At 35.3% G+C, this 20,095-nt stretch carries 23 protein-coding genes; all 23 read left to right on the forward strand.

Annotation, left to right across the window (positions count from 1 at the left end):
- The 23 genes from B6K08_RS12315 (at nt 1) to B6K08_RS13880 (ending at nt 20,004) form a co-directional block, all read left to right on the forward strand.
- Nucleotides 1-1,227 carry a glycosyltransferase family 8 protein gene (locus B6K08_RS12315; RefSeq protein ID WP_080326239.1) on the forward strand — a complete coding sequence of 409 codons (1,227 nt, stop codon included), beginning with the start codon at nt 1-3 and terminating at the stop codon, nt 1,225-1,227.
- 108 nt (nt 1,228-1,335) lie between these two features.
- Nucleotides 1,336-1,614 carry a hypothetical protein gene (locus B6K08_RS12320; protein ID WP_080326240.1) on the forward strand — a complete coding sequence of 93 codons (279 nt, stop codon included), beginning with the start codon at nt 1,336-1,338 and terminating at the stop codon, nt 1,612-1,614.
- The gene (locus B6K08_RS12325; protein ID WP_234985371.1) at nt 1,589-1,858 is read left to right on the forward strand and encodes a DUF4160 domain-containing protein; all 270 of its coding nucleotides are present in this window, start codon (nt 1,589-1,591) and stop codon (nt 1,856-1,858) included. Before B6K08_RS12320 ends, B6K08_RS12325 begins: the two co-directional genes overlap by 26 nt.
- Before the next feature lie 325 nt (nt 1,859-2,183).
- Nucleotides 2,184-2,357, forward strand: coding sequence for a hypothetical protein (locus B6K08_RS14145; RefSeq protein WP_234985366.1), 174 nt, complete (start codon nt 2,184-2,186; stop codon nt 2,355-2,357).
- Nucleotides 2,358-2,407: 50 nt separating this feature from the next.
- Nucleotides 2,408-2,929, forward strand: coding sequence for a hypothetical protein (locus tag B6K08_RS12335; RefSeq protein ID WP_080326242.1), 522 nt, complete (start codon nt 2,408-2,410; stop codon nt 2,927-2,929).
- A complete protein-coding gene (locus B6K08_RS12340) occupies nt 2,930-3,139 on the forward strand; it encodes a nucleotidyltransferase substrate binding protein (protein ID WP_234985367.1) in 210 nt (69 codons plus the stop codon).
- A gap of 303 nt (nt 3,140-3,442) precedes the next feature.
- Nucleotides 3,443-3,925: a type III toxin-antitoxin system ToxN/AbiQ family toxin gene (locus B6K08_RS12345; RefSeq protein WP_080326243.1), complete on the forward strand. Its 483-nt coding sequence runs from the start codon at nt 3,443-3,445 to the stop codon at nt 3,923-3,925.
- 255 nt (nt 3,926-4,180) lie between these two features.
- On the forward strand, nt 4,181-4,948 hold the full coding sequence (locus B6K08_RS14235; RefSeq protein ID WP_080326244.1) for a CDP-glycerol glycerophosphotransferase family protein: 768 nt from the start codon (nt 4,181-4,183) through the stop codon (nt 4,946-4,948).
- Nucleotides 4,949-4,955: 7 nt separating this feature from the next.
- The gene (locus B6K08_RS14240) at nt 4,956-5,387 is read left to right on the forward strand and encodes a CDP-glycerol glycerophosphotransferase family protein (RefSeq protein ID WP_080326245.1); all 432 of its coding nucleotides are present in this window, start codon (nt 4,956-4,958) and stop codon (nt 5,385-5,387) included.
- Between the two features lie 104 nt (nt 5,388-5,491).
- Complete coding sequence (locus tag B6K08_RS12360; protein WP_080326246.1) at nt 5,492-6,928, forward strand: AlbA family DNA-binding domain-containing protein; 1,437 nt, start codon at nt 5,492-5,494, stop codon at nt 6,926-6,928.
- 231 nt (nt 6,929-7,159) lie between these two features.
- Nucleotides 7,160-7,456: a CDP-glycerol glycerophosphotransferase family protein gene (locus B6K08_RS12365; RefSeq protein WP_327078483.1), complete on the forward strand. Its 297-nt coding sequence runs from the start codon at nt 7,160-7,162 to the stop codon at nt 7,454-7,456.
- 471 nt (nt 7,457-7,927) lie between these two features.
- Nucleotides 7,928-9,187, forward strand: a complete 1,260-nt coding sequence (locus B6K08_RS12375) for an STAS-like domain-containing protein (protein ID WP_080326249.1) — start codon at nt 7,928-7,930, stop codon at nt 9,185-9,187.
- A complete protein-coding gene (locus B6K08_RS12380; protein WP_080326250.1) occupies nt 9,166-9,492 on the forward strand; it encodes a hypothetical protein in 327 nt (108 codons plus the stop codon). The genes B6K08_RS12375 and B6K08_RS12380 overlap by 22 nt, the downstream gene beginning before the upstream one ends.
- Nucleotides 9,434-10,183: a hypothetical protein gene (locus B6K08_RS12385; protein WP_080326251.1), complete on the forward strand. Its 750-nt coding sequence runs from the start codon at nt 9,434-9,436 to the stop codon at nt 10,181-10,183. The genes B6K08_RS12380 and B6K08_RS12385 overlap by 59 nt, the downstream gene beginning before the upstream one ends.
- Nucleotides 10,184-10,364: 181 nt before the next feature.
- Entirely contained in the window at nt 10,365-11,792 is a 1,428-nt protein-coding gene (locus tag B6K08_RS12390) for a hypothetical protein (RefSeq protein WP_080326252.1), read from the forward strand.
- Nucleotides 11,789-12,718 (forward strand): methyltransferase domain-containing protein, encoded by a 930-nt coding sequence (locus B6K08_RS12395; protein ID WP_080326253.1) that lies wholly within the window; start codon nt 11,789-11,791, stop codon nt 12,716-12,718. Before B6K08_RS12390 ends, B6K08_RS12395 begins: the two co-directional genes overlap by 4 nt.
- 38 nt (nt 12,719-12,756) lie before the next feature.
- Complete coding sequence (locus B6K08_RS12400; RefSeq protein ID WP_143254926.1) at nt 12,757-13,746, forward strand: hypothetical protein; 990 nt, start codon at nt 12,757-12,759, stop codon at nt 13,744-13,746.
- Between the two features lie 109 nt (nt 13,747-13,855).
- Entirely contained in the window at nt 13,856-14,986 is a 1,131-nt protein-coding gene (locus B6K08_RS12405; RefSeq protein WP_080326255.1) for a radical SAM protein, read from the forward strand.
- A gap of 29 nt (nt 14,987-15,015) precedes the next feature.
- On the forward strand, nt 15,016-15,957 hold the full coding sequence (locus tag B6K08_RS12410) for a CatB-related O-acetyltransferase (protein WP_080326256.1): 942 nt from the start codon (nt 15,016-15,018) through the stop codon (nt 15,955-15,957).
- Between the two features lie 27 nt (nt 15,958-15,984).
- The gene (locus B6K08_RS12415; protein WP_080326257.1) at nt 15,985-17,184 is read left to right on the forward strand and encodes a glycosyltransferase family 2 protein; all 1,200 of its coding nucleotides are present in this window, start codon (nt 15,985-15,987) and stop codon (nt 17,182-17,184) included.
- 201 nt (nt 17,185-17,385) lie between these two features.
- Nucleotides 17,386-18,567, forward strand: coding sequence for a glycosyltransferase family 2 protein (locus tag B6K08_RS12420; RefSeq protein ID WP_080326258.1), 1,182 nt, complete (start codon nt 17,386-17,388; stop codon nt 18,565-18,567).
- A gap of 58 nt (nt 18,568-18,625) precedes the next feature.
- Nucleotides 18,626-19,825 carry a DUF5672 family protein gene (locus B6K08_RS12425; protein ID WP_143254927.1) on the forward strand — a complete coding sequence of 400 codons (1,200 nt, stop codon included), beginning with the start codon at nt 18,626-18,628 and terminating at the stop codon, nt 19,823-19,825.
- Nucleotides 19,826-19,851: 26 nt separating this feature from the next.
- The gene (locus B6K08_RS13880; RefSeq protein ID WP_159446785.1) at nt 19,852-20,004 is read left to right on the forward strand and encodes a hypothetical protein; all 153 of its coding nucleotides are present in this window, start codon (nt 19,852-19,854) and stop codon (nt 20,002-20,004) included.
- Nucleotides 20,005-20,095 lie beyond the last annotated feature (91 nt).

Raw genomic sequence — 20,095 nt, forward strand, 5'->3', positions numbered from 1 at the left:
ATGGATACTGCAATTCATGTATGTTATGCATTTAATGATTTAAGTGGGACTTATACTAAGTTTGTTGGCACGTCCCTTTGCTCTATATTTGAAAATACTCAATCTCCTGTAGTTGCACATGTATTACATGATGATACTTTGAATGAAGAAAATAAAAATAGGCTTGTAGTATTGGCAGGGGATTATGGTCAGAAAATTTGTTTTTATAATATTTTAACTGTTCCTTCCATTAGAGAATTTATAGGTAAAATACAACAAATATATTTGCCACAATATCAAGGGATACTTTTTCGTTTTGCCATGGGGGAACTGTTGCCTTCGTCTATAGATCGGGCTATTTATCTCGATGCGGATACCATTGTGAACATGGATATTGCCAAGTTATGGAATGTGGAATTGGGACATGCCCATATTGCCGCCGTTTCTGATAGCTTCATAGCTATGCTTCCAATGGATCTGGTTCCTGTTGTGGTTAAAAATGGGCTGGTTCAGCAGGATAAATACTTCAATTCTGGTGTGTTTTTGATGGATATGAATTTTTTTAGTGAGTATCGCCAGATAACAGATGATGTTATTGCTTTTCTATTGCGGGATGGGATTAATACGGAATATCCAGATCAGGATTTTTTGAACTGTGCTTTTGATGAATCATGCCGCTTGTTACCAATAGAGTATAATTTTTTGGTTAACTATGCCCGCATGCAGAAAATGGATAAAAAAGAGGCTATTTTTCATTATGCTGGTGGAGCATTGAAGCTTGATACCAATGATGCGTATGACACCTTATTTTGGCATTATTTATGCAAGACTCCTTGGCAAAATGAGAAGGCTTCCATGAGGAGTTTGTCTTATTTGGGACAAAATTGCAGGGAGTTGGCTGAGCGGTCCAATCTATTAACATTGTTGTTGGGGAAATCTAAAAGATTAATATTTGGAAGCCGTGTTTTGGCGTCTAAAGTGGAATTATGTCTAAATGGTACCTTCTATGATAGCGGTGAAGATGAGACAACCAACTTGCAGTGTGGTGACCTTATAGATTTTTTCTTCTCTTTGCCTGCTGATGAAAGAGTTTTGGTAATTATCAGTAAGCATTATAAGGTATTAAAAAAGATGTTTGAGGGTATAGGGTTGAAGGAAGGCAATGACTTTGTGGATGGCTATATCCTAACTTTGCCGGGAAAAAAGGTTGCTGAATTTAAGGATTCTGCGATAATTGGACGGTATTAATTCGTTTTTACAAGGCTGTGTTTGTGCTTACTAATTAGGTTGTTATTACCTTTTAAACAGTTTATAATTTATTTAACAGATATTAAGCTGCGAAGGAGGTTTGCAGTCATGAAGCATCACTATAGCACTATCGACAATATACATACAACTTTTTCTGATATTCATTCATCCCTTACAAAGGGAGAAAGTATTATTGTTCATATGGAACGTCCTAATGCACATGGGTTTGACCAGGCTGAATTTTTGTTGCCGAGCGTAGTGTGTACAAAATGTATGGGCTTCACTGAAGATGAATTAATAAAACTTACAGCTTTTGTCAAAAATAATAGCCCTTTGATTTGGGAAATAGCCCGCGAGGATGGTGAGATCATTGCCGACGTGGGGTGAATTATTCGGTTATCGCATTTATTTTTGGTCACGGGAAGATAATGAACCCATACATGTTCATGTATGCAAGGGATCGCCAACAGAAAATGCTACTAAAATTTGGCTGCCTGCTAACGGTAATCCTGTTGTAGCACATAATAATGGTCACATACCACAGAAAGATTTAAATCGTCTTTTAAAAGGGATTGCTGCTAACAAAGAAAGTATAGTTTTTGCTTGGTACCAGCATTTTGGACTAAAGTGAGAAAAATGTGTTAATTCTGCTGTACGAAAGTGGTGCAGCAGTTTTCTTTTGCTCAAAATTTGGCGCAGCCTAAAAGAAATATCTTGTTTTTGCAGGATTATGTTAGCAAATAGTAGAATTGCATAAGGCGAGGTAGTTGTAGCTGTAGATTAAAGTGGAGCCTTTTGATAGATGAATTGGATTAATTGGTAGGTGAAAAGATGGATAAGAATGTTGTTACCTTGGAAAATAAAACTTATCTGGTAAAACCTTTAGTAGCAAAGTCTAAAGTAAAAGAGATTTATTTGGTTCGTATGCGCGAGGGGAAGCTGATGATAGTAGCGATATGGATTTTCTTGTTATTGGTGGAGAAGGCTTTAAGTTGACACAGATTTTTGCTTTAGGTGAAGAACTACGAGATACCTTCAATAAAAAGGTTGGTGTCTTTGAAATAAATGAAATAAACCAAGATAGTGAGTTTTACAAAACTGTCATGAGAGAAAAGGTATTGATAGCATGAAGTATTTAAAGAGTATATCATCAATATAACAAGATACATGAGGGAATTAGATGATGGATGTTGAAACTGTAGTTGGATTGGTTGGCAATTTAGGGAGCATTATGTCAGCAAGTGCTAGTGTTTATGACATTGTGGTACAAAAAAAGACTAATGAAAGATTAGCATTACTCGAAAAAGAGTTGCACAATCACATTAATGATACCAAGATAAATCGTGAATTATCTGATGATGAATATAATTTATTGGTAGGTATAGTTAGAAAAACTATATTTAATGGTACAAAAGGAAGAATTAAACGATTTGCCAAAATTACACATGATGTTATGTATTCTGGTTATTTGGATATTACGCGTGGTGAAAAGTATGTATACACTATAAATAGTTTATCTGAACAAGAGGTGGCTTTTCTTATAACAATTTATAAGCACATAGCAAATGAAGGTGGCAGTGGGGATGATAGATTTTCGATTGTTGTGCCTTCATATAGGGGAAAATATCAAGATTTTGTTGAAGTATGCCTACTATTATTTTGCACTGGAAAATTGTTTGAAATATGTTTTGAACTCCCATAATTGGGCTCGCCAACTGCTATAATTAAGCTAGCCTATCAGGCTGAGATGATTGATGATGAGGATGTATGGAGCGAGGCATTGAAGGCACACAATAATGTGGTGCATTCCTATAGTGATGAAATTGCCTTGTCCATAATTAAAGACACCCAAGATAAATTTGTTATCATGTTTGAAAAGCTGTATCAAGAACTGAATGAAAATTGGTTGTGAGGTGCTGGCAATGCATTTGCCTGAAAAGGTTAAGGGTAAATTAATACTTTTCATGTTGAACCGTACATGCTATAATTCTTATAGCATGTACGGAATGGTGCATTAATGAGTTGACAATAAATAATAGAAAGATGTAATATAAGGTAAGGAAGGGAAATCGCCCACGTCAAGTGCGAGGCTAAAAAAGATAGGGAAATCGCCCCCGTTAAGTGCGAGGCTAAAAAAAGATAGGGAAATCGCCCCCGTTAAGTGCGAGGTAAAGGTGAGCGGCTTATAGCTCACCTTTTTTGTTGGAGGAATAGTATGTCGTTGAAATTTTATACTGTAGACAGGGAATATACTGATTTCTTGAGGAAATTTGATGATAGAGTGCCTATGGAACATCCTGAAAGTTATAGAAGGCCATATATAGGTATAATACTTGAAGTTAATGATTGTAAGTATTTTGCACCCATGAGTTCGCCAAAAGCTAAGCACAAAAACTTGCATGGTAAAGATTTATATAAAATAGGTGGTGGCGAATATGGAATTATTAATTTTAATAATATGATTCCTGTTGTGGAAGGATGTTATCACCTATTAAATATTAGCCTAGAAGATGATAGTTACAAAGAATTATTATACAATCAGTACCGTGATATTAGGCGTAATGCCGATAAAATAAAAAAGATTGCAACTAGACTACGCGGTATGTATATCCATGGGCATATATCACCTGGTTTGAAGGGTAGATGCTGTAATTTCAGACTGCTAGAAGAAAAATGTAAATATTATGAGGCACATTAATAGATTGTTTTGTGCGATATGTCTGCTGTACGAAAGTGGTGCAGCAGTTTTCTTTTGCCCGAAATTTTGCGCAGTCGGAAAGAAATATCTTGTTTTTGCAGGATTATGCTAGAGAATGATAGAATTGTACAAAATAAGGCATTTGTAGCTTTATATTAAGGTGGAGCCTTTCGATAGATATTATGCAGTGTAGATTGTAATTTAAGAACTATGGCATTTTTAAACTTACTTTGAAATTAAGGGGTAACCTAATCAATGAAACTATCTAAAGAAGACAGATATATACGTCGGAGGTTGCGGCAGGCAAGAAAACAGGCCAGGGAATTTTATTATTGCCGTAAATATCCGATTAATCCTAAGAAAATAGTATTTACCACTATTGAGGGAACCACGGGGTTTTCCTGTAATCCAAAATATATAGCATTGGAACTATTACGGCGCAGGCAGGATTTGGACTTGGTGTGGCTGGTGGATGATATGAGTAAGTCGTTTCCACCTGGTATCCGCAAAGTCAAAAATACACTAATTAATCGAGCCTATGAGCTTTCAACTGCTGCAGTTTGGGTGGATAACAGTCGGAAACAGTTGGAGTGCCGGAAAAGACAGGAGCAATTCTATTTACAGACCTGGCATGCCAGTATTGCCATTAAACCAATAGGACTTCAGCGCGGAGCTTCTTTTACTAAGATAGCTAGAATGGTTACCGAACACGATTCTCGTATGATTGACTTGTTGGTAACTAATTCCAAGTGGGTAGAGGACCATGCTGCTTTGGGAATGCTTTATAGCGGTAAAATGCTTCGCACTGGTTCGGCCAGAGTAGATGTGCTCATTAATAATAGGGAAGAATTAAGGAAAAACTTTAGGCAAAAATATGGTTTGGCTGATGACACAAGGATTGTAATGTATGCCCCAACATTCAGAAGTGGTAGTCAGGACACCAATAGGAATCCTGAATTGCAGAATAAGATGCCAGACTTTACTGTACTTATAAAGGCATTGAAAAAAAAGATTTGGTGGTAGTTGGACTGTGGCTCTTCGTCTTCATCCTCAATTGACAGCCAGGCATATATCTGCAAGCCTACCAGAAGAAGTAAAAAATAATGTTATTGATGTCAGTAGAGAAGATGACATGTGCGAGACTTTGGGGGCGGCAGATGTATTGATAACGGACTATTCTGCCATGACATTTGATGCCGCGTATATTAAAATACCTGTATTTTTGTATGTCTATGACTTAAGAGATTACATAAATGATCGGGGAGAACTTATGTGGAATCTGAAAAAACTCCCTTTTCCCGTCGCTGAGAATATGGAAGCACTGGTTCACAGTATCGAGGTGTTTGATAATGAAAAATACTATGAGGATGTGGCAGGGCTCTTTAATGAATTAGAAGTGAAAGAAGATGGTAACGCTTCAAAGCGTATAGTTGATGTTATTGAAAATATTATAACATTATGATATGGCAGAATTTGTTGCCATGGCCCGTTATGATGCATTCGAAGAGTTTGGTGATGGAATATCATTAGCATTTTTGTTGATTGATGTTTAGAAGGGTTATTGTAATGAACATAGAAAGAATTATTGGTGAGGCAACTGAATATGATAAGAAGCAGGAGCTTGAGGTTAAAAAGCCAAAGAGCTGGCTGAAAAGTATCAGCGCATTTGCCAATACATTTGGTGGGAAATTGATTTTTGGAATTTCCGATGATGGTACGGTAATTGGCTTAGAAAATGCTAAAAGTGATTCAGAAATTATTAGCGAGACAATCAAAAATAGAATGAACCCTATTCCAAAGTTTAAAATGTCATTTCAAGAAATTGATGATAAGGTACTAATTATAGTTGATGTAATGATTGGTGATGAAACGCCATATTATTACTCCGGGGAAGGGCAACTAATTGCTTATGTTCGGATTGGAAATGAAAGTGTTCCAGCGAATCCTGCGCAGCTGCGCGAACTTGTAATACGGGGAAGTGGGCAAAGCTATGATAGCCTTCCGTCACGTTATATGTTCGAGGATATGGCCTTTACTAAGCTACGTTCGGTATATAAGCAGCGTACAGGAAAATCATTTGAAGAAACGGATTATGAATCATTCGGAATAGTAGATGGTAATGGCAACCTCACTAATGCCGGTGCCCTTCTTGCTGACGAATCTCCAGTACGACATTCACGGGTGTTCTGTACTAGGTGGAATGGACTTACTAAAGCATCTGGATTGATGGATGCTCTTGATGATGAAGAATATTCTGGTGGCCTTGTTTCGCTGTTTCAAGATGGACTGAAATTTATCATGCGGAATAACAGAAAAGCATGGCGAAAATTACCGACAAGTAGAGTGGAGTATCCAGAGTATCCTGAACGTGCGGTAACTGAGGGACTGGTTAATGCCTTGATTCATAGAAATTATCTGGAAATAGGCAGCGAAGTCCATATAGATATGTTTGATGACCGTTTGGAAATCTATTCACCAGGCGGTATGGTAGACGGCTCTACCCTTGAAGGAAAGGATTTACGAACAATATCTTCAAAAAGGCGCAACCCGGTACTAGCAGATATATTTAGCAGACTGCAGCTGATGGAACGTCGTGGCAGTGGCTTTAAAAAGATACTAGAAGATTATGATTTTCAGGAGAATTCCAGAGAAGAATTGATGCCTAAAATCTATGCGGATGCTAATGATTTTGTGCTGACATTGTATAATTTGAACTACTATGATAAGAAACATTATGAACAGGAAAAAGGGAAGAACCAGGAAAAATTCGGGAAAGATTCGGAAAACGTTCGGAAAACATTCGGAAAAGAATTGCTTAATGGTACCCAGAGAAGTATTATAGAATTAATATCTGATAATTCTAAAATTACGGCAAAAGAGATAGCCAAATGCTTATCTGTATCGTCTAGGACGATTGAAAAACATATAAAAATATTGAAAGATTTACAGATATTGGAAAGAGTAGGCGGAAGAAAAGATGGGCATTGGGAAATAATAGAGTGACATAATCGACCACAACGTGTACCTACAAAGTCAAAAATACACTAAAAAATCGTGCCTATGAGCTGTCGACTACTGTAGTTTGGGTGGATAACAGCTGGGAAAAGTTGGAATGTAGGAAAAGCCCTGAGCAGTTTTATTTACAGACCTGGTATGTGTTGATGAACCCATTAATAACAGGGATACGTTTAGGAAAGACTTTAGGAAATCATCCTTAAATGACCGTCAGGTGTATTGATAATGGACTATTCTGCCATGACCATTGATGCGGCGTATATTAAAAGACCTGTATTTTTGTATGTCTATGACTTAAGAGATTACATAAATGATCGGGGAGAACTTATGTGGGATCTGCAAATGCTTCCGTTTCCACACGCAGAGAATATGGATGAACTTGTTCACAGTATCGAGGTGTTTGATAATGAAAAATACTATGAGGATGTGGCAGGGCTCTTTAATGAATTAGAAGTGAAAGAAGATGGCAATGCTTCAAAGAGGATGGTTGATGTTATTGAAAATAAAACGCTGTGAGGACAATAACAGAATTTGTATATAAAAATCATATTGATACCTCAGCAGTGGCTTTGGTTTGATGAATTATACTTTGAGGCTGTAAAGATACCTCCAGTTGGGGTAAATTCTGTAGATGTTGTTTTCAAAATTCAGTGGGGACATAATAAGCTGATTATGGATAAATGTAAATATGAGACTGAAAAAGCATTGTTTTATGTTCAGGAAAGTATACAGAACGGGTGGTATATATGGACTTGACTGACTTGGTAATACTAAGTAACTTGAAAAATCATATAATGATTTGATTTTGAATTCATATTGAAGAAAACAGAAATTATTGAAAGCTATATGAAAGATGGTAAGTAGTAACTAAGATTTAAATAGTTAAACGTCATAGGTTGAATAATGCATTGCTATGATAAAAGTAAAAATCATCGAAAAGGAAATGTGTATTAGTGTTTATAAATAAACAGCACGAGGTGGGAACAGATGTCTCAGCAACAAAATATACATAGAGATAAAAATAAAATTATAATAACCCGGATGGACCATCCAGCATGTGTTAGTGATTTTATTCGTTGCATTAAAGATGGTATAAATAGAGGATATACCGAGTTCATTATTGAAACCAAAAATATATACAGTGAAGATTCAAATTCTTTATTAGTATATCCCAATGCTTGTGTACCAATTGCTGGCATTATAGATTACTATAGGGAAAATGGATTTAAATTCTGTTTTAACTTTTCGGAGGATGAATACTTAACTCAGTGTGATTTTACAGCTCCTGTTGCATTTTTATCTGGTAGTAACAACATTAATCCATTTGACAAAGTTTTTTATTATGATAATTCTTGTCAAGTAGCAGAGTATACAAAGAGGTGTATTGACAGTATAAGCCAAAGAATAGAGTGCGAATCTGGTGTTTTAGATAGTTTAACTTGGTGTATAAATGAAGTGATGGACAATGTATTGACTCATAGCGAATGTAATAAAGGATATGTAATGGGACAATTGCATGATAGAAGCAAGCATATAGCAATTTGCATAGTGGATACAGGTATTGGAATATACAACTCATTAAAAAATACGAAACATCATCCTAAGAAAGGAATAGATGCAATATCACTTTCACTACAAGAGGGCGTCGGTGATGGACAGGGACAAGGGAATGGTTTGTTCGGATTGTATAAAATAGTCAAAGAGAATAGAGGACGATTAAGTATAACATCAGGAAATTCCTCGTTTATGTTATATGGTGATGACACAAAAAAATTTGAAAGACTACCATATATAGATAACAAACGCCCTGGTACCGTGGTGGACTTTCAGATTGATTTAGGCCACGAGGTGAGCCTTTCGTCAGTTTTTTTATCTATTGGGGGGTATGATGGCTTTGATATAAGATTAGATGATTATATGGTACAAGAGGATTCTGATTTATTGGTTTATGATATCTATGAAAATTGTTCAGGAACTGCAACGAGAGATGCGGGGAGATGTTTGCGTAAAGATATTATTAATATCTTTACTCGTAGAAAACAAGCTATTGTTTTAGACTTCTCAGGAGTTGCGACGGTTAGTTCGTCATTTATTGATGAATTGGTTGCAAAATTAATTATACATTACGGTTTATTAAGATTTAATCAAATTTTTGCAATACGAGGAATGAATGAAACAGTGAGCCATTTGTGCGAAAGATCTGTATACATGAGGATAAGTGAAGAATGGGGGCTTTTAAAACAATAAGCAGTGGTACAGTTATAAAACCCTATGAAGCAATATATGGAGGGCAAACCGTGAAATTAAGTGATTTAGCTGAAAGAGTTTTATGTGAGATTTATGATAACTTATTCTTAAAAAAAGGTAATGCAATATGTTCGTATGAACTGGGTGTCTCATCTGAAATGTTTGTTGAAACGTGGCGTGAATTGAGTGGGGAAAATGAAGATGGAGTAACCTATACCAACAACTGTGCAGAAGGGGGAGAACGCAATGAGTGCGAATATTTCAAAAGAAGCACTTATTTTTCAAAATCGGATTATATCATTTAAGGAAGATTTAGAGCTTATAGATGTAATATGCAATGCCAATAAAAATGGTGATTTTTTAGTTACCAAAGATGCACTTTTTCGCTATGTAGCTCCGAGACATACAGAATTACAAAAAAGACGCCCTGTTAAAAATAGTAGAGAAATAGTAATAAAGCATCTACGAAAGACAGTTTATTCATCATATATTAAAGATTTGTATGAAGAGTTGACGGCATATTTGAAGAGTATTATTTATCAAGGTGCACTTATTAGTAAAGAGAGTGGTGCAGCGCATCGATTACTTGGTGAACACAAGATTCAAGTCGCGGCACATGATATTTTACAATTTTCGACTTTGAAGGAATTGATTATGAAAATAGCCGAAGATATTATTCAAAAATTAGAAGCTGAACGTAGTACGGCAGAATTGATAAAGAAAGTTTGTAATAAACTTGGATTAAAACTTCCTGGTGATGTCATAGAAAATGCGCTTCCTTTTTTGGAAATACGACATATATTAGTTCATGCTGATGGAAAAGTAAACAAAGACTTTAATGAAAAATATCCTGACTTCAAAAAAGATTCAAAGGGGCGAATTAACCTTAATTATGATCTTATTATGGAAGCAACTGAAAAAGTGACTCGTTTAGTTAATGAAATTGATAAGGAAGCTTTAGGTAAAAATATATTAAAACCTAATACACCAAAATAATTTGAACAAGGGTTATATGATATGAGCGACTTTAAGTCTTTTATATGGGTAGAAGAGGCACAAATTATGGGAATATCTACAAGCAAAAAAGACTGTAAGTAGCATTGACAAGGTAATAATGGTTGCTAATATTATTTGTTATATTTTTAAGAATTGATGTTGTTAGAGGGTAGCTGATACTATGCCTGAAAAATATACATACCTTTTTCCATATGAAAAAATCCCCCAAGGCTCCCGTATAATTATTTATGGTGCTGGGGATGTGGGGCAGGAATATTTAAAGCAGATGCTATTGACAGGCTACGCAGATGTGGCTTGTTTTCTTGATCGTGCTTTTGATAAATATCCTTCCATGATTATTCCTGTGCTCTCGCCAGAAAAAGTGGTACAAGTGGAATTTGATTATGTTGTTATCGCTATGAAAACAGCGATATTCTACAATGACATTTCTAATTTTTTACAGGAGAAAGGTGTAGCTGCGGAGCAAATCGTCCATATAGGGGCCAGAGGTGAGTGTAACTCTCTGTATACAGAGGAGTCAAAGACAGAAGAAACGGATATAGATTATGCATATAAAAAGGCACCTATTTCTATAGCATTGAAGTTTGGTCCTGGACTTGGTGATGCGGTGATTAAGAAACGGCTTTTCAGGGAAATTGTTAAAATGGCACCAGAGGCAAAAGTTGATATTTATACTCCTGGTGGTGCTAAATTTATCAAATCATTTTATGCCGATGAACCAAATCTTAACTGTGCCATAGATGATGGTGGAGCGTTATATGCGCAACATCATAAAGAATATGGGCTGTCAATGTCTATTTTCTTTATGATTCAAGTAGACCATGTTGATTATGAAAAAATAGAACGAGTCAATAAATTTTTTGCTGAGCAAATACGCGTTCATGTGCAGCGTCATAGTGAATATGGGCTTAGTCCATTTCCTACAGTGCAGAATCATCTTCACTTCAGACGTTCTATGTATCAGGGAAAGAATTGTTACACATTTTATAATTATACAGATGTGTTTCATATTGGAGATCAAAAGGTTAATATCCCGGTTCAGGATAAATATCGAGAAGACTATGAAGCACTCGGCTTACATCGGTATATAACTTTCAATTATGGCAATGGTGCTGCTGGCAAAGAAAATAAGGAAGTTATAAGTAAGCAGTGGCCTAAAGAATATTTTGAAAATTTCGTTATATTATTTAAGAAGAAGTATCCTGATATTGAAGTTGTTCAACTAGGCGACGATTATACGGAGCCTATATCTAACGTGGACAGAATACTTTTTGGTAAGGATTTGGAGATTGTGAAATACATTCTTAAAGGTGCATTGCTTCACTTGGACATAGAAGGTGGTCTTATGCATCTTGCGACTCAGCTTGGAACAAAATGTGCTGTTATTTATGGGCCTACACAGGTTGAACTGTTTAGTTATCCTCAGAATATTAATATAGTGTCGGATAAATGTAAAAATTGTTACCTTCTCTATCCTGAATATTATAAATGTGCTAGAGGCATGGAGAAGCCTGAGTGTATGTGGTCCATTCTCCCTGAGAATGTTTTATCGGAAATAGAAACTTATTTGGAGGAAAAAGTCAAATGAAAATAGCTGTATATGGTGCAGGAATGGTAGGGAAGAAAATCCTTTCATTTCCGTTACGGAAAAATAATGAGATTGTTTTGTGGGTGGATGGTAATGAAAAAATATGGGGAAGCACGTTGGCGGGCGCAAGTGGTTCCTATAAGGTAGAGTCTCCGATGGAGTTGATGAACAAGGAATTTGATATACTCCTGCTTGCAGTGATAAATGGCTGGCTGGATGTTAGGGATAAATGTATTGACATGGGAGTTGACTCTGACAAAATCGTATTGGCAGAGGGTTGGTCCAGAGTTGATTATTATGTTGATGAACTTGATAGATATTTTGACATAGAAAAGAAGCCGTTTGTACCTTTTACTAAAACTCCGGTTATTAATCCATTGGGGCATTGCGGAGGAGAAACAGGCAAGGCTCAAAATCGTCGCAAAAGAGAAGGTTTCTTTGAAAAGTATTGTCAGGGTGAAGGCCTGGATATTGGTTGTGGAAATGACCCGGTGGTTGATGGTGTATACGGATGGGATTTAATGAATGGGGATGCCCAATATCTTAAAGGTGTAGACGATGATAGTCTTGATTTTGTATATTCATCGCACTGCTTGGAGCATATGATAGATGTCAAGATCGCTTTGTATAATTGGTTTCGTGTCCTCAAAGCCGGAGGTTATCTAATATTGTATATTCCCCATAGAGATTTGTACGAGAAGAAGAAAGAGCTGCCATCAAGATTCAATCCACATCATAAACACATGTTTATTCTAGGGGGGGATACAAACGCCTATACGTTGGATATTATGGAAGAAATCAGTAGGAGTCTAAAAGGCTACAGTGTGGAATATGCTAAAGTATGTGATGAGGGCTATTCTGTTACCAACCCTAAATTGCCTAGTGATGGGGAATACTCTATTGAGGTAGTTATTAAGAAGGGATAGTAAATAGTTGTATCTTATTTTGTTGAATTGGATATGATGTGAAAAGAAGGGATGTTTTTTTGCTTATAGGGGATAGTTTTCTTAGTATATTTGAATATATTGGAGATAATAAAGAATGGATTTTTAGTGGTATAGGTGTATTTATTATTAGTTGTGTAATTTTTTGGGGGAAAAAGTATACAATTATTAAAAATAAAGGGAATTCTATTCAAAATAATTGTGAAATGCATGGAATTAATCAAATAGTAAGTGGTGATGGAAATGTTATAAATAATAATCTTAGCCCCAATAACATACAGGTAGAAAAATCAGTATATAAAAATAGTTCATTATTATCTAAGTATATAGAAAATGCAATAGATAATTTAGTATTAACCAATAGAGAATTAAAAGATTCATGGCGTACAGGAAGTCAAGAATGGTTAAAGTTAATAGAATCGGCGATTATTGATGATAAATGGAAAGATTATATTGAGACTACCTGCTTGTCCACTGATGAGCAAATTACACTAAAAAAATGGTTTAAGGCAGTTGCAGAACTTAGAAAGTTTATAAATGGTAGTATCATGTATGACACGCATGACATTGAAAAAGAAATAAATAATATTATAAACAACATTAATATCAAAAACATAAAAGCTAAGTTGCAAAATTGTGAAAATTTTGTTAGAAACAACAAGGATGATAATAAGAGAAAAATAAAGGAACAACAACTAGAGAAAATATATTGTCCCATACATAGAGAGATAATGGGTTTCTATAAAACGAATTTTTACGATGAAGGGTATTTCGGTGTAGATGAATATACTGTTATAGAGGTTATAAAAATAATCCAAAATAACCGACATATTGCAGATTCAGCGTTATTGGATTGGCAAGATAAATTTGAAAGCCAGTTATATGAATCACGAAATGTTATTCGACCACATAATCCTGATTATGACCCGTTGTATGATGAGAATAAAGAGTTCTTGAAATTTGTGGACAGTAAAATAAAAAAGCTACGAAAAGATATGTGCGTGGACTGATAGAAACAATTATTAACTATATGTTAAATATATAAGCAGTAGGACTAGTCATAAACAGAAAATAAAGGGATAATCGTAGAATAAACTGTAATAACAGGAGCGGCTTGTTATGATTCATAATATAGAAGACGAATATAGGAAAATTATTATTTTCGGCTACGCAGCAGTAGGGAAAAAGCTGTATGAACGTTTAAAGCATGAAAATGCAGAAGATAATATCGTATTTTGTGATAATTCCAGCACTAAACAAGGAGAGCATGATGGTATAAAAGTAATTTCTTTGCAAGAAGCTGTTGCAAAGTATGGTAAATCAAAGTTTATAGTGGCTTCTCTGCGCCATAGTAAGCAAATGGAGCAACAGTTGTTGGACGCTGGAATCCCTAAGGAACAAATAATTACAGAACTTCCAGGAGATATTGTTGGAGAGGAACTGGCAAAGGAACAGAAGCTGAGATTGGTGCCATTAGATTCTATACACATCGAGGTTAATATTAATAAGGATTGCAACCTTAAATGTAAGGGATGCGACCATTTTGCCCCAATAGCAGAGGCTGATGCTCTGGAATTGGATGTGTTTGAGCGTGATATGAAGCGTTTGGCAGATGTTATGGCAGGCCATATTCATCGAATTATCCTTTTGGGGGGCGAACCACTTTTAAATAAAAATCTGTTGGAGTATGTAAAAATTGCTAGGGAGTATATGCCGCGTACAGAGATATTTATTGCTACAAATGGTACTTTGCTTGGTAAAATGGGCGAGGAATTTTGGTGTGTTCTACGGAGTGCCACTGTTGGTCTTATGGTAACAAAATATCCAGTGAAGCTTGACTATGATGGGCTTAAAAAGTTTGCTGAGGGAAATGGGATTGTTTGGGAGTATATAGGTTCTTCGGAAAGTGGCCGTACGTTGTGGCATTTTCCGTTGGATTTATCAGGTAGTCAAGATGCAATGGAAAGCTTTATTCATTGTGCCAATGCAAATGCCTGTCATACATTGGAAAGAGGTAAGCTTTATACTTGTAGCATAGCTCCTAATATTGAGGCGTTTAATAATTTTTATGGTAAAAATCTTCCTTTGACTGTGGACGATGGTATAGATATCCATATGGCTCATAGTGCTAAGGAAGTATTGGAGTTTCTTGCGAAACCTATAAATTTCTGCCGATATTGTAATGTAAAGGGACGGACCTATGATCATCCTTGGGAAATAAGCAAACAGGATATCAAGGAGTGGACGTGATCATAAAATAGGTTTATAAGGATGATAGCATGACTGTTTTTCAAAAAATATCTAACGGAATAAAGACAATTTTGCAAAAGTCTCCTGAAAGGAGAAAGTTTGCTATATATCCGTTTGGTGACATAGGTTTACTGGCTAAAAGAATTCTAAAGGAACAATTTTGCATTGAACCAACACATATTTTTGATGATAATATTTGTGAGTTTAATCCAGAAGTGAAGCCATCTTCTAGATTGGTGGAATTATCTTATGAACGAAATAAAGGCGTTGTGCTAATTTTAGCTACGGCAAATCCTAGTGTTCATGATATATTACGTGATAAGGCCCTGCGATATGTTTCAGAGTCACAATTAATGGATGTTTTTTTTTATGAGTTAAATCATGGTGGATTATGGAATCCCAAGAATTGGGAAAGGACTGTTTGTGGAAAGCATAGTTATGGTCCTTTATGTAATCATCCTTTGGTAAAACAAGTGGGGGCTTTTTGCAGTTTCGCTGCAGGTGTAGATGTAGTCAATAATCATAATATTGATTTAATTTCCACCTCACCGTTTTTAGTAGGTAGTGGTGGGTTTGAAGGCGTTGAAGGCTTTAAGGATGTTCCATATGATGCGTGGAAAGGTGAAAAATGGTATATTCCGGATATAAAGCCGCTAGGAAAGGTTCCTAATGTAAAACGTATTACGATTGGCAATGATGTGTGGCTTGGAGAAAATGTGATAATTACAAATTACTCTGATATTGGGGATGGCGTTGTGGCGGCAGCAGGTGCAGTAATAACAAAGCCTGTTCCAGCTTATGCTGTTGTGGCCGGCATTCCTGCTCGTGTTGTTCGCTATCGGTATTCTCAAGAGCAAATAGCTGCTCTAGAAAAAATCAGGTGGTGGGATTGGGAGGATGATACAATTAGAGAAAGATATGATGATATGTTTATACCTATCAACGAGTTTATAGAAAAATATAGTAAGTAAATGTAATTGTGAGAGGAACGATACTATATGGAACTCGTGAGTATTATTGTAACAATATATAACAAATCCCAATATTTACCTGAGTGTTTGGAAAGTATAAAACGACAGACATATAAAAATATTGAAGTGGTTCTAATTGATGATGGCTCTATAGATCAGTCAGCAGATATATGTAATGAATATGTAGAAAAGGACAGTCGCTTTGTATATTATTACCAAGAAAATGCTGGGCAAAATGCTGCACGTAAGCTTGGCTTAGAAAAGGCAAAAGGTGAGTGGATAATATCTGTTGATGCAGATGATTTCGTTTCTGTTGATATTTGTGAAAAATTTATTGATGCTTATAAAATGACAAGTGCAGATATGATTTTTGGAAGAATACAAAAATATCAAAACGGGCAATTAAAAGGAATAATGAAAAGCATAGAGGGAATATATGCTGGCGTAGATGCCGTGGAGAGGTTTATGATGCCTCACTTCTTTTCATTTGGAATACCAACTGGAATGTATCCGATACTATATAGAAAAAAAGTTTTGCAAGATTTTTTTTCTATTATAGATTTAAGAATAAATTATAGTGAGGATTGTGCTTGTACATTATTTAGCTTGCTAAAATCCAAAAAAGTTTGTTTTATAAGCAATGTGGTGTATTTTTATCGTCAAAATGATGATTCGTTTTGTCATTCACACAAAAAAACGAATGTTTTTAGTCAAAAGTTACTGCAGGAGTTTCTTTTACATCTATTTCAACCTCATGCTGGAATAAATAGTGGGGATAAAATAATCAGATGGCTTATTGTACGTGATTTGCTTTTAGGAGGATATGAATACTTTGCGGATTATAGTGGTATATACCCTTATTGTGAAGTGCCAACAGGAAATAGAATTGCCATTTATGGGGCTGGCGTATTAGGAGAAGAAATATATGAGAAACTTTCTTCAAAGTATATTTGCGCTGGCTGGTTTGATAGAGAGGCAGAATACTATCAGAAAAATGGTAAAAAAGTTAGTTCGCCAGAAGAAATAAATGAAGAATTATTTGATTATATTTTGATAGCCGTTACTAATCCTGATACATCAAAGCAAATAGCTACTGAGCTGAAGCGCAAGATGAAGACCCCGGAAAAGGTGCTAACGATTTCAGAACGAATTATAGACTCAGAATATACTTTTACAAAATTAAAGGAATTAGAAAAAGTAAGCGAAAAATACATAGTTGAACACTGATGATTATTTTTGTTATGCATGAGAGGGGATAAAATGCTACATATCAATGAAATAGAGTTATATAGAGCTAAGGGGAAAAATGAACTGAGGCACTTATCGTAGTATGGCATGCCAATGTTCTTCCGATGTTTGGAAAAAGTTATCAGATAATTGCTTCTAATAGCCCTAGCGATATGTATAATTAAGTTTGAGGTGAGTTTTATGGTTTCGATTATAGTTCCGGTTTTTAATAGTGAGGCATATATAGATAATTGCCTGGAATCAATTTTAAATCAGAGCTATGATGATTTTGAAGTTTTGCTTATGGTTGGTATCTGTAGTGATAACTCATTGAATAAATGTATAACATGGCAACGACGGGATAATAGGATTATCATAGTCAGTAGAAAGGATAATAGCCTTGGAGATGCAAGAAATTATGCTATGAATTTGGCAAGGGGAGAGTTTATTGCTTACGTGGATGCTAATGATAGAATAGATGAAAATTTTCTCATGGAGATGGTCACGCCGTTAGAAAATAATAATAGGCTGGATTTTTCTTGCTGTGGGTATTATAGAACCTTATATGACGGTACGGTGATAGAAAGATTACCACGTGAAAAGGGCTTGTTTCAAGTAAATTTTAATACATACTTAGATCTAGACATTTTTGTTACTGTATGGTGCAAAGTCTACAGGAAGAAATTCTTGGTAGAAAATAATATAACAATGTTTGATGGCTTGAGTGAGGATGAAAGCTTTTCTTATATGATCGCGTCTATGGCAAAGCATGTCTACGTGAATAAAAAGGCCCTTTATTACTATACTGTTGATAATTCAGAAAGCTTGATTAATGCCAGAAAACATGAAGCCGGGATGGATTATGCATCTTCAATGGAATTTGCTATAAATTTTATGAAGGAAAAACAGGTATATGAAAAAAATCGGGATACATTAAAAATGAGGATATGTTCTGTTTTTCAATCGTATTTACGAATTTTTAACTTTGAGTCAAAAATGGTATCAAAATACGAAGAATTTATAAATGAATATTTCCCTGAAATGATGTCCTTTATGGTATGGAAGAACAGAAAAATAAAAAAAGGGAGTTATATTATGTTTGGATCGGGCATTGATGCTAAGCGTATTATAAAACAGAAATCTTTCGATGTTGATATTTCATATATTGTAGATAGTAATGATAAAGTTATAGGAAACAGAATAGATGGCATAGAGATTTTTGGAAAAGAAAAATTATTGAGCGAAAATTGTCAATGTCCCGTTATCATTTCTTCTCGTAAATATAGATTTGAAATTGCAAAAATATTGAATGATTTTGGATTTTGTAACTTGTGGTATATAGAGGATGTGTTGACAAAGGAACAGTTGAGCAAAGAAGTATAGCGAATTATAGTAGACTTTGTGTGTTTTTATGGAATATATATACATGCGGGTGAGAGCTTTGAATGATGTTATAATAGTTGTTCCTGTATATCGGGAGAAATTGCTGGCTTCCGAACAAATCGCTTTAAAACAGCTTTATAGTGTATTGGGGCACTATCCAATATGTTTTATGGCACCGAAAAAAATGGAGCCTTTTTTTTCGGAACGTAATCTGTATGCGGAATTTTTTCCCGATGAAGATCTTGCCGGCCGGTTGCCGTATAGTAAATTATTATTAAAGCCAGAGTTTTACGAGCGTTTTTTGTCATATAAATATATTCTCATTTACCAGTTAGATGCCTTTGTGTTTCACAATAAATTGGATTATTTTTGCAATCAAGGCTATGACTATTGGGGCGCGCCTATGCCAATAACATATTGGAAAAATGTATTCGCCAGAGTTGGAAATGGTGGATTTTCGTTGCGCAAGGTTAGTAGCTGCATCCGTGTGACTCGAATGAGACAAGAAATTTATGATAAAACAGGACTTCAATCCGAATTAGAGGCTTCTGAAGATGAATTCTTTGCCTATTGCGGAAAAGATAAGGAAATTGATTTCGAAGTTCCTGCTTCAAAAATAGCGGCTCAATTTTCAGTTGAGTTTAATGTGGCTCATTCTTGGGATAAACTGTCTGTGGAAAATCTACCTTTCGGTTGTCATGCTTGGAGTAAGCCACAATATTTATCCTTATGGAAGCCAATATTAGAAAATTTTGTTGAATTATCTTTGCTGGAAAAAGTTGAACTTGAATTTGACAAAAAGCAACATATATCATACAGAAATTTGGAATGGAATAGGGTTTCTATATTGTTGTTCGAGCGTCTATTACGAGAACAGAACGATAAAGTCAAAATGATTCTAGATGAAATATTACCGCAGTATGCCAAATACATTATTTGGGGCAATGGATTGGTGGCTAATAGGGCAAAACAATTATTTAAAGAATATGGTCGAACCATCGAATATATATTTGATATAAGAGCAGAAGAAAAAAAGGTAAATGATAGTGAAAATAGAGTTGTTAAACCCCAAAAAACAATAATAGGCAAAGATAATATTGTAATTATAGCAACGACAAAATATTCTGGTGAAATTAAGAAACAACTGCAGGAATGGGGAATTGAAGAAGGAAAGGGCTTTTGGGAGTATGCTCAAATCGAAAAAAAACTGCTTACTAAATACTATGTGCCTTTATGGGATAGGATGTGTACGAAATAACGGTCAAGGGTTTGGGTGAATATTAAATGAGAGTTGTAATATTTGGAGTAGGAGAATACCTAAAAAAAAGATATGGCAGGATAAAATCACTTTTCAGTGAGAGTGAAATTGTAGCTTTTATTGATAATAAAATTGGACAAGATCAAACGGAATGGTTTGACGGGATACAAGTAGTGTAAGCGTCAAAATATAGTATGCCTCAACAACAAATAAAAAGCAGCCCGTAGGCTGCGTCATAGTATAGTGTTATGAATCTTCAGTTGGCAGGTT

This window comes from Anaerovibrio lipolyticus DSM 3074 (genome assembly GCF_900141865.1).
Taxonomy (GTDB): domain Bacteria; phylum Bacillota; class Negativicutes; order Selenomonadales; family Selenomonadaceae; genus Anaerovibrio; species Anaerovibrio lipolyticus.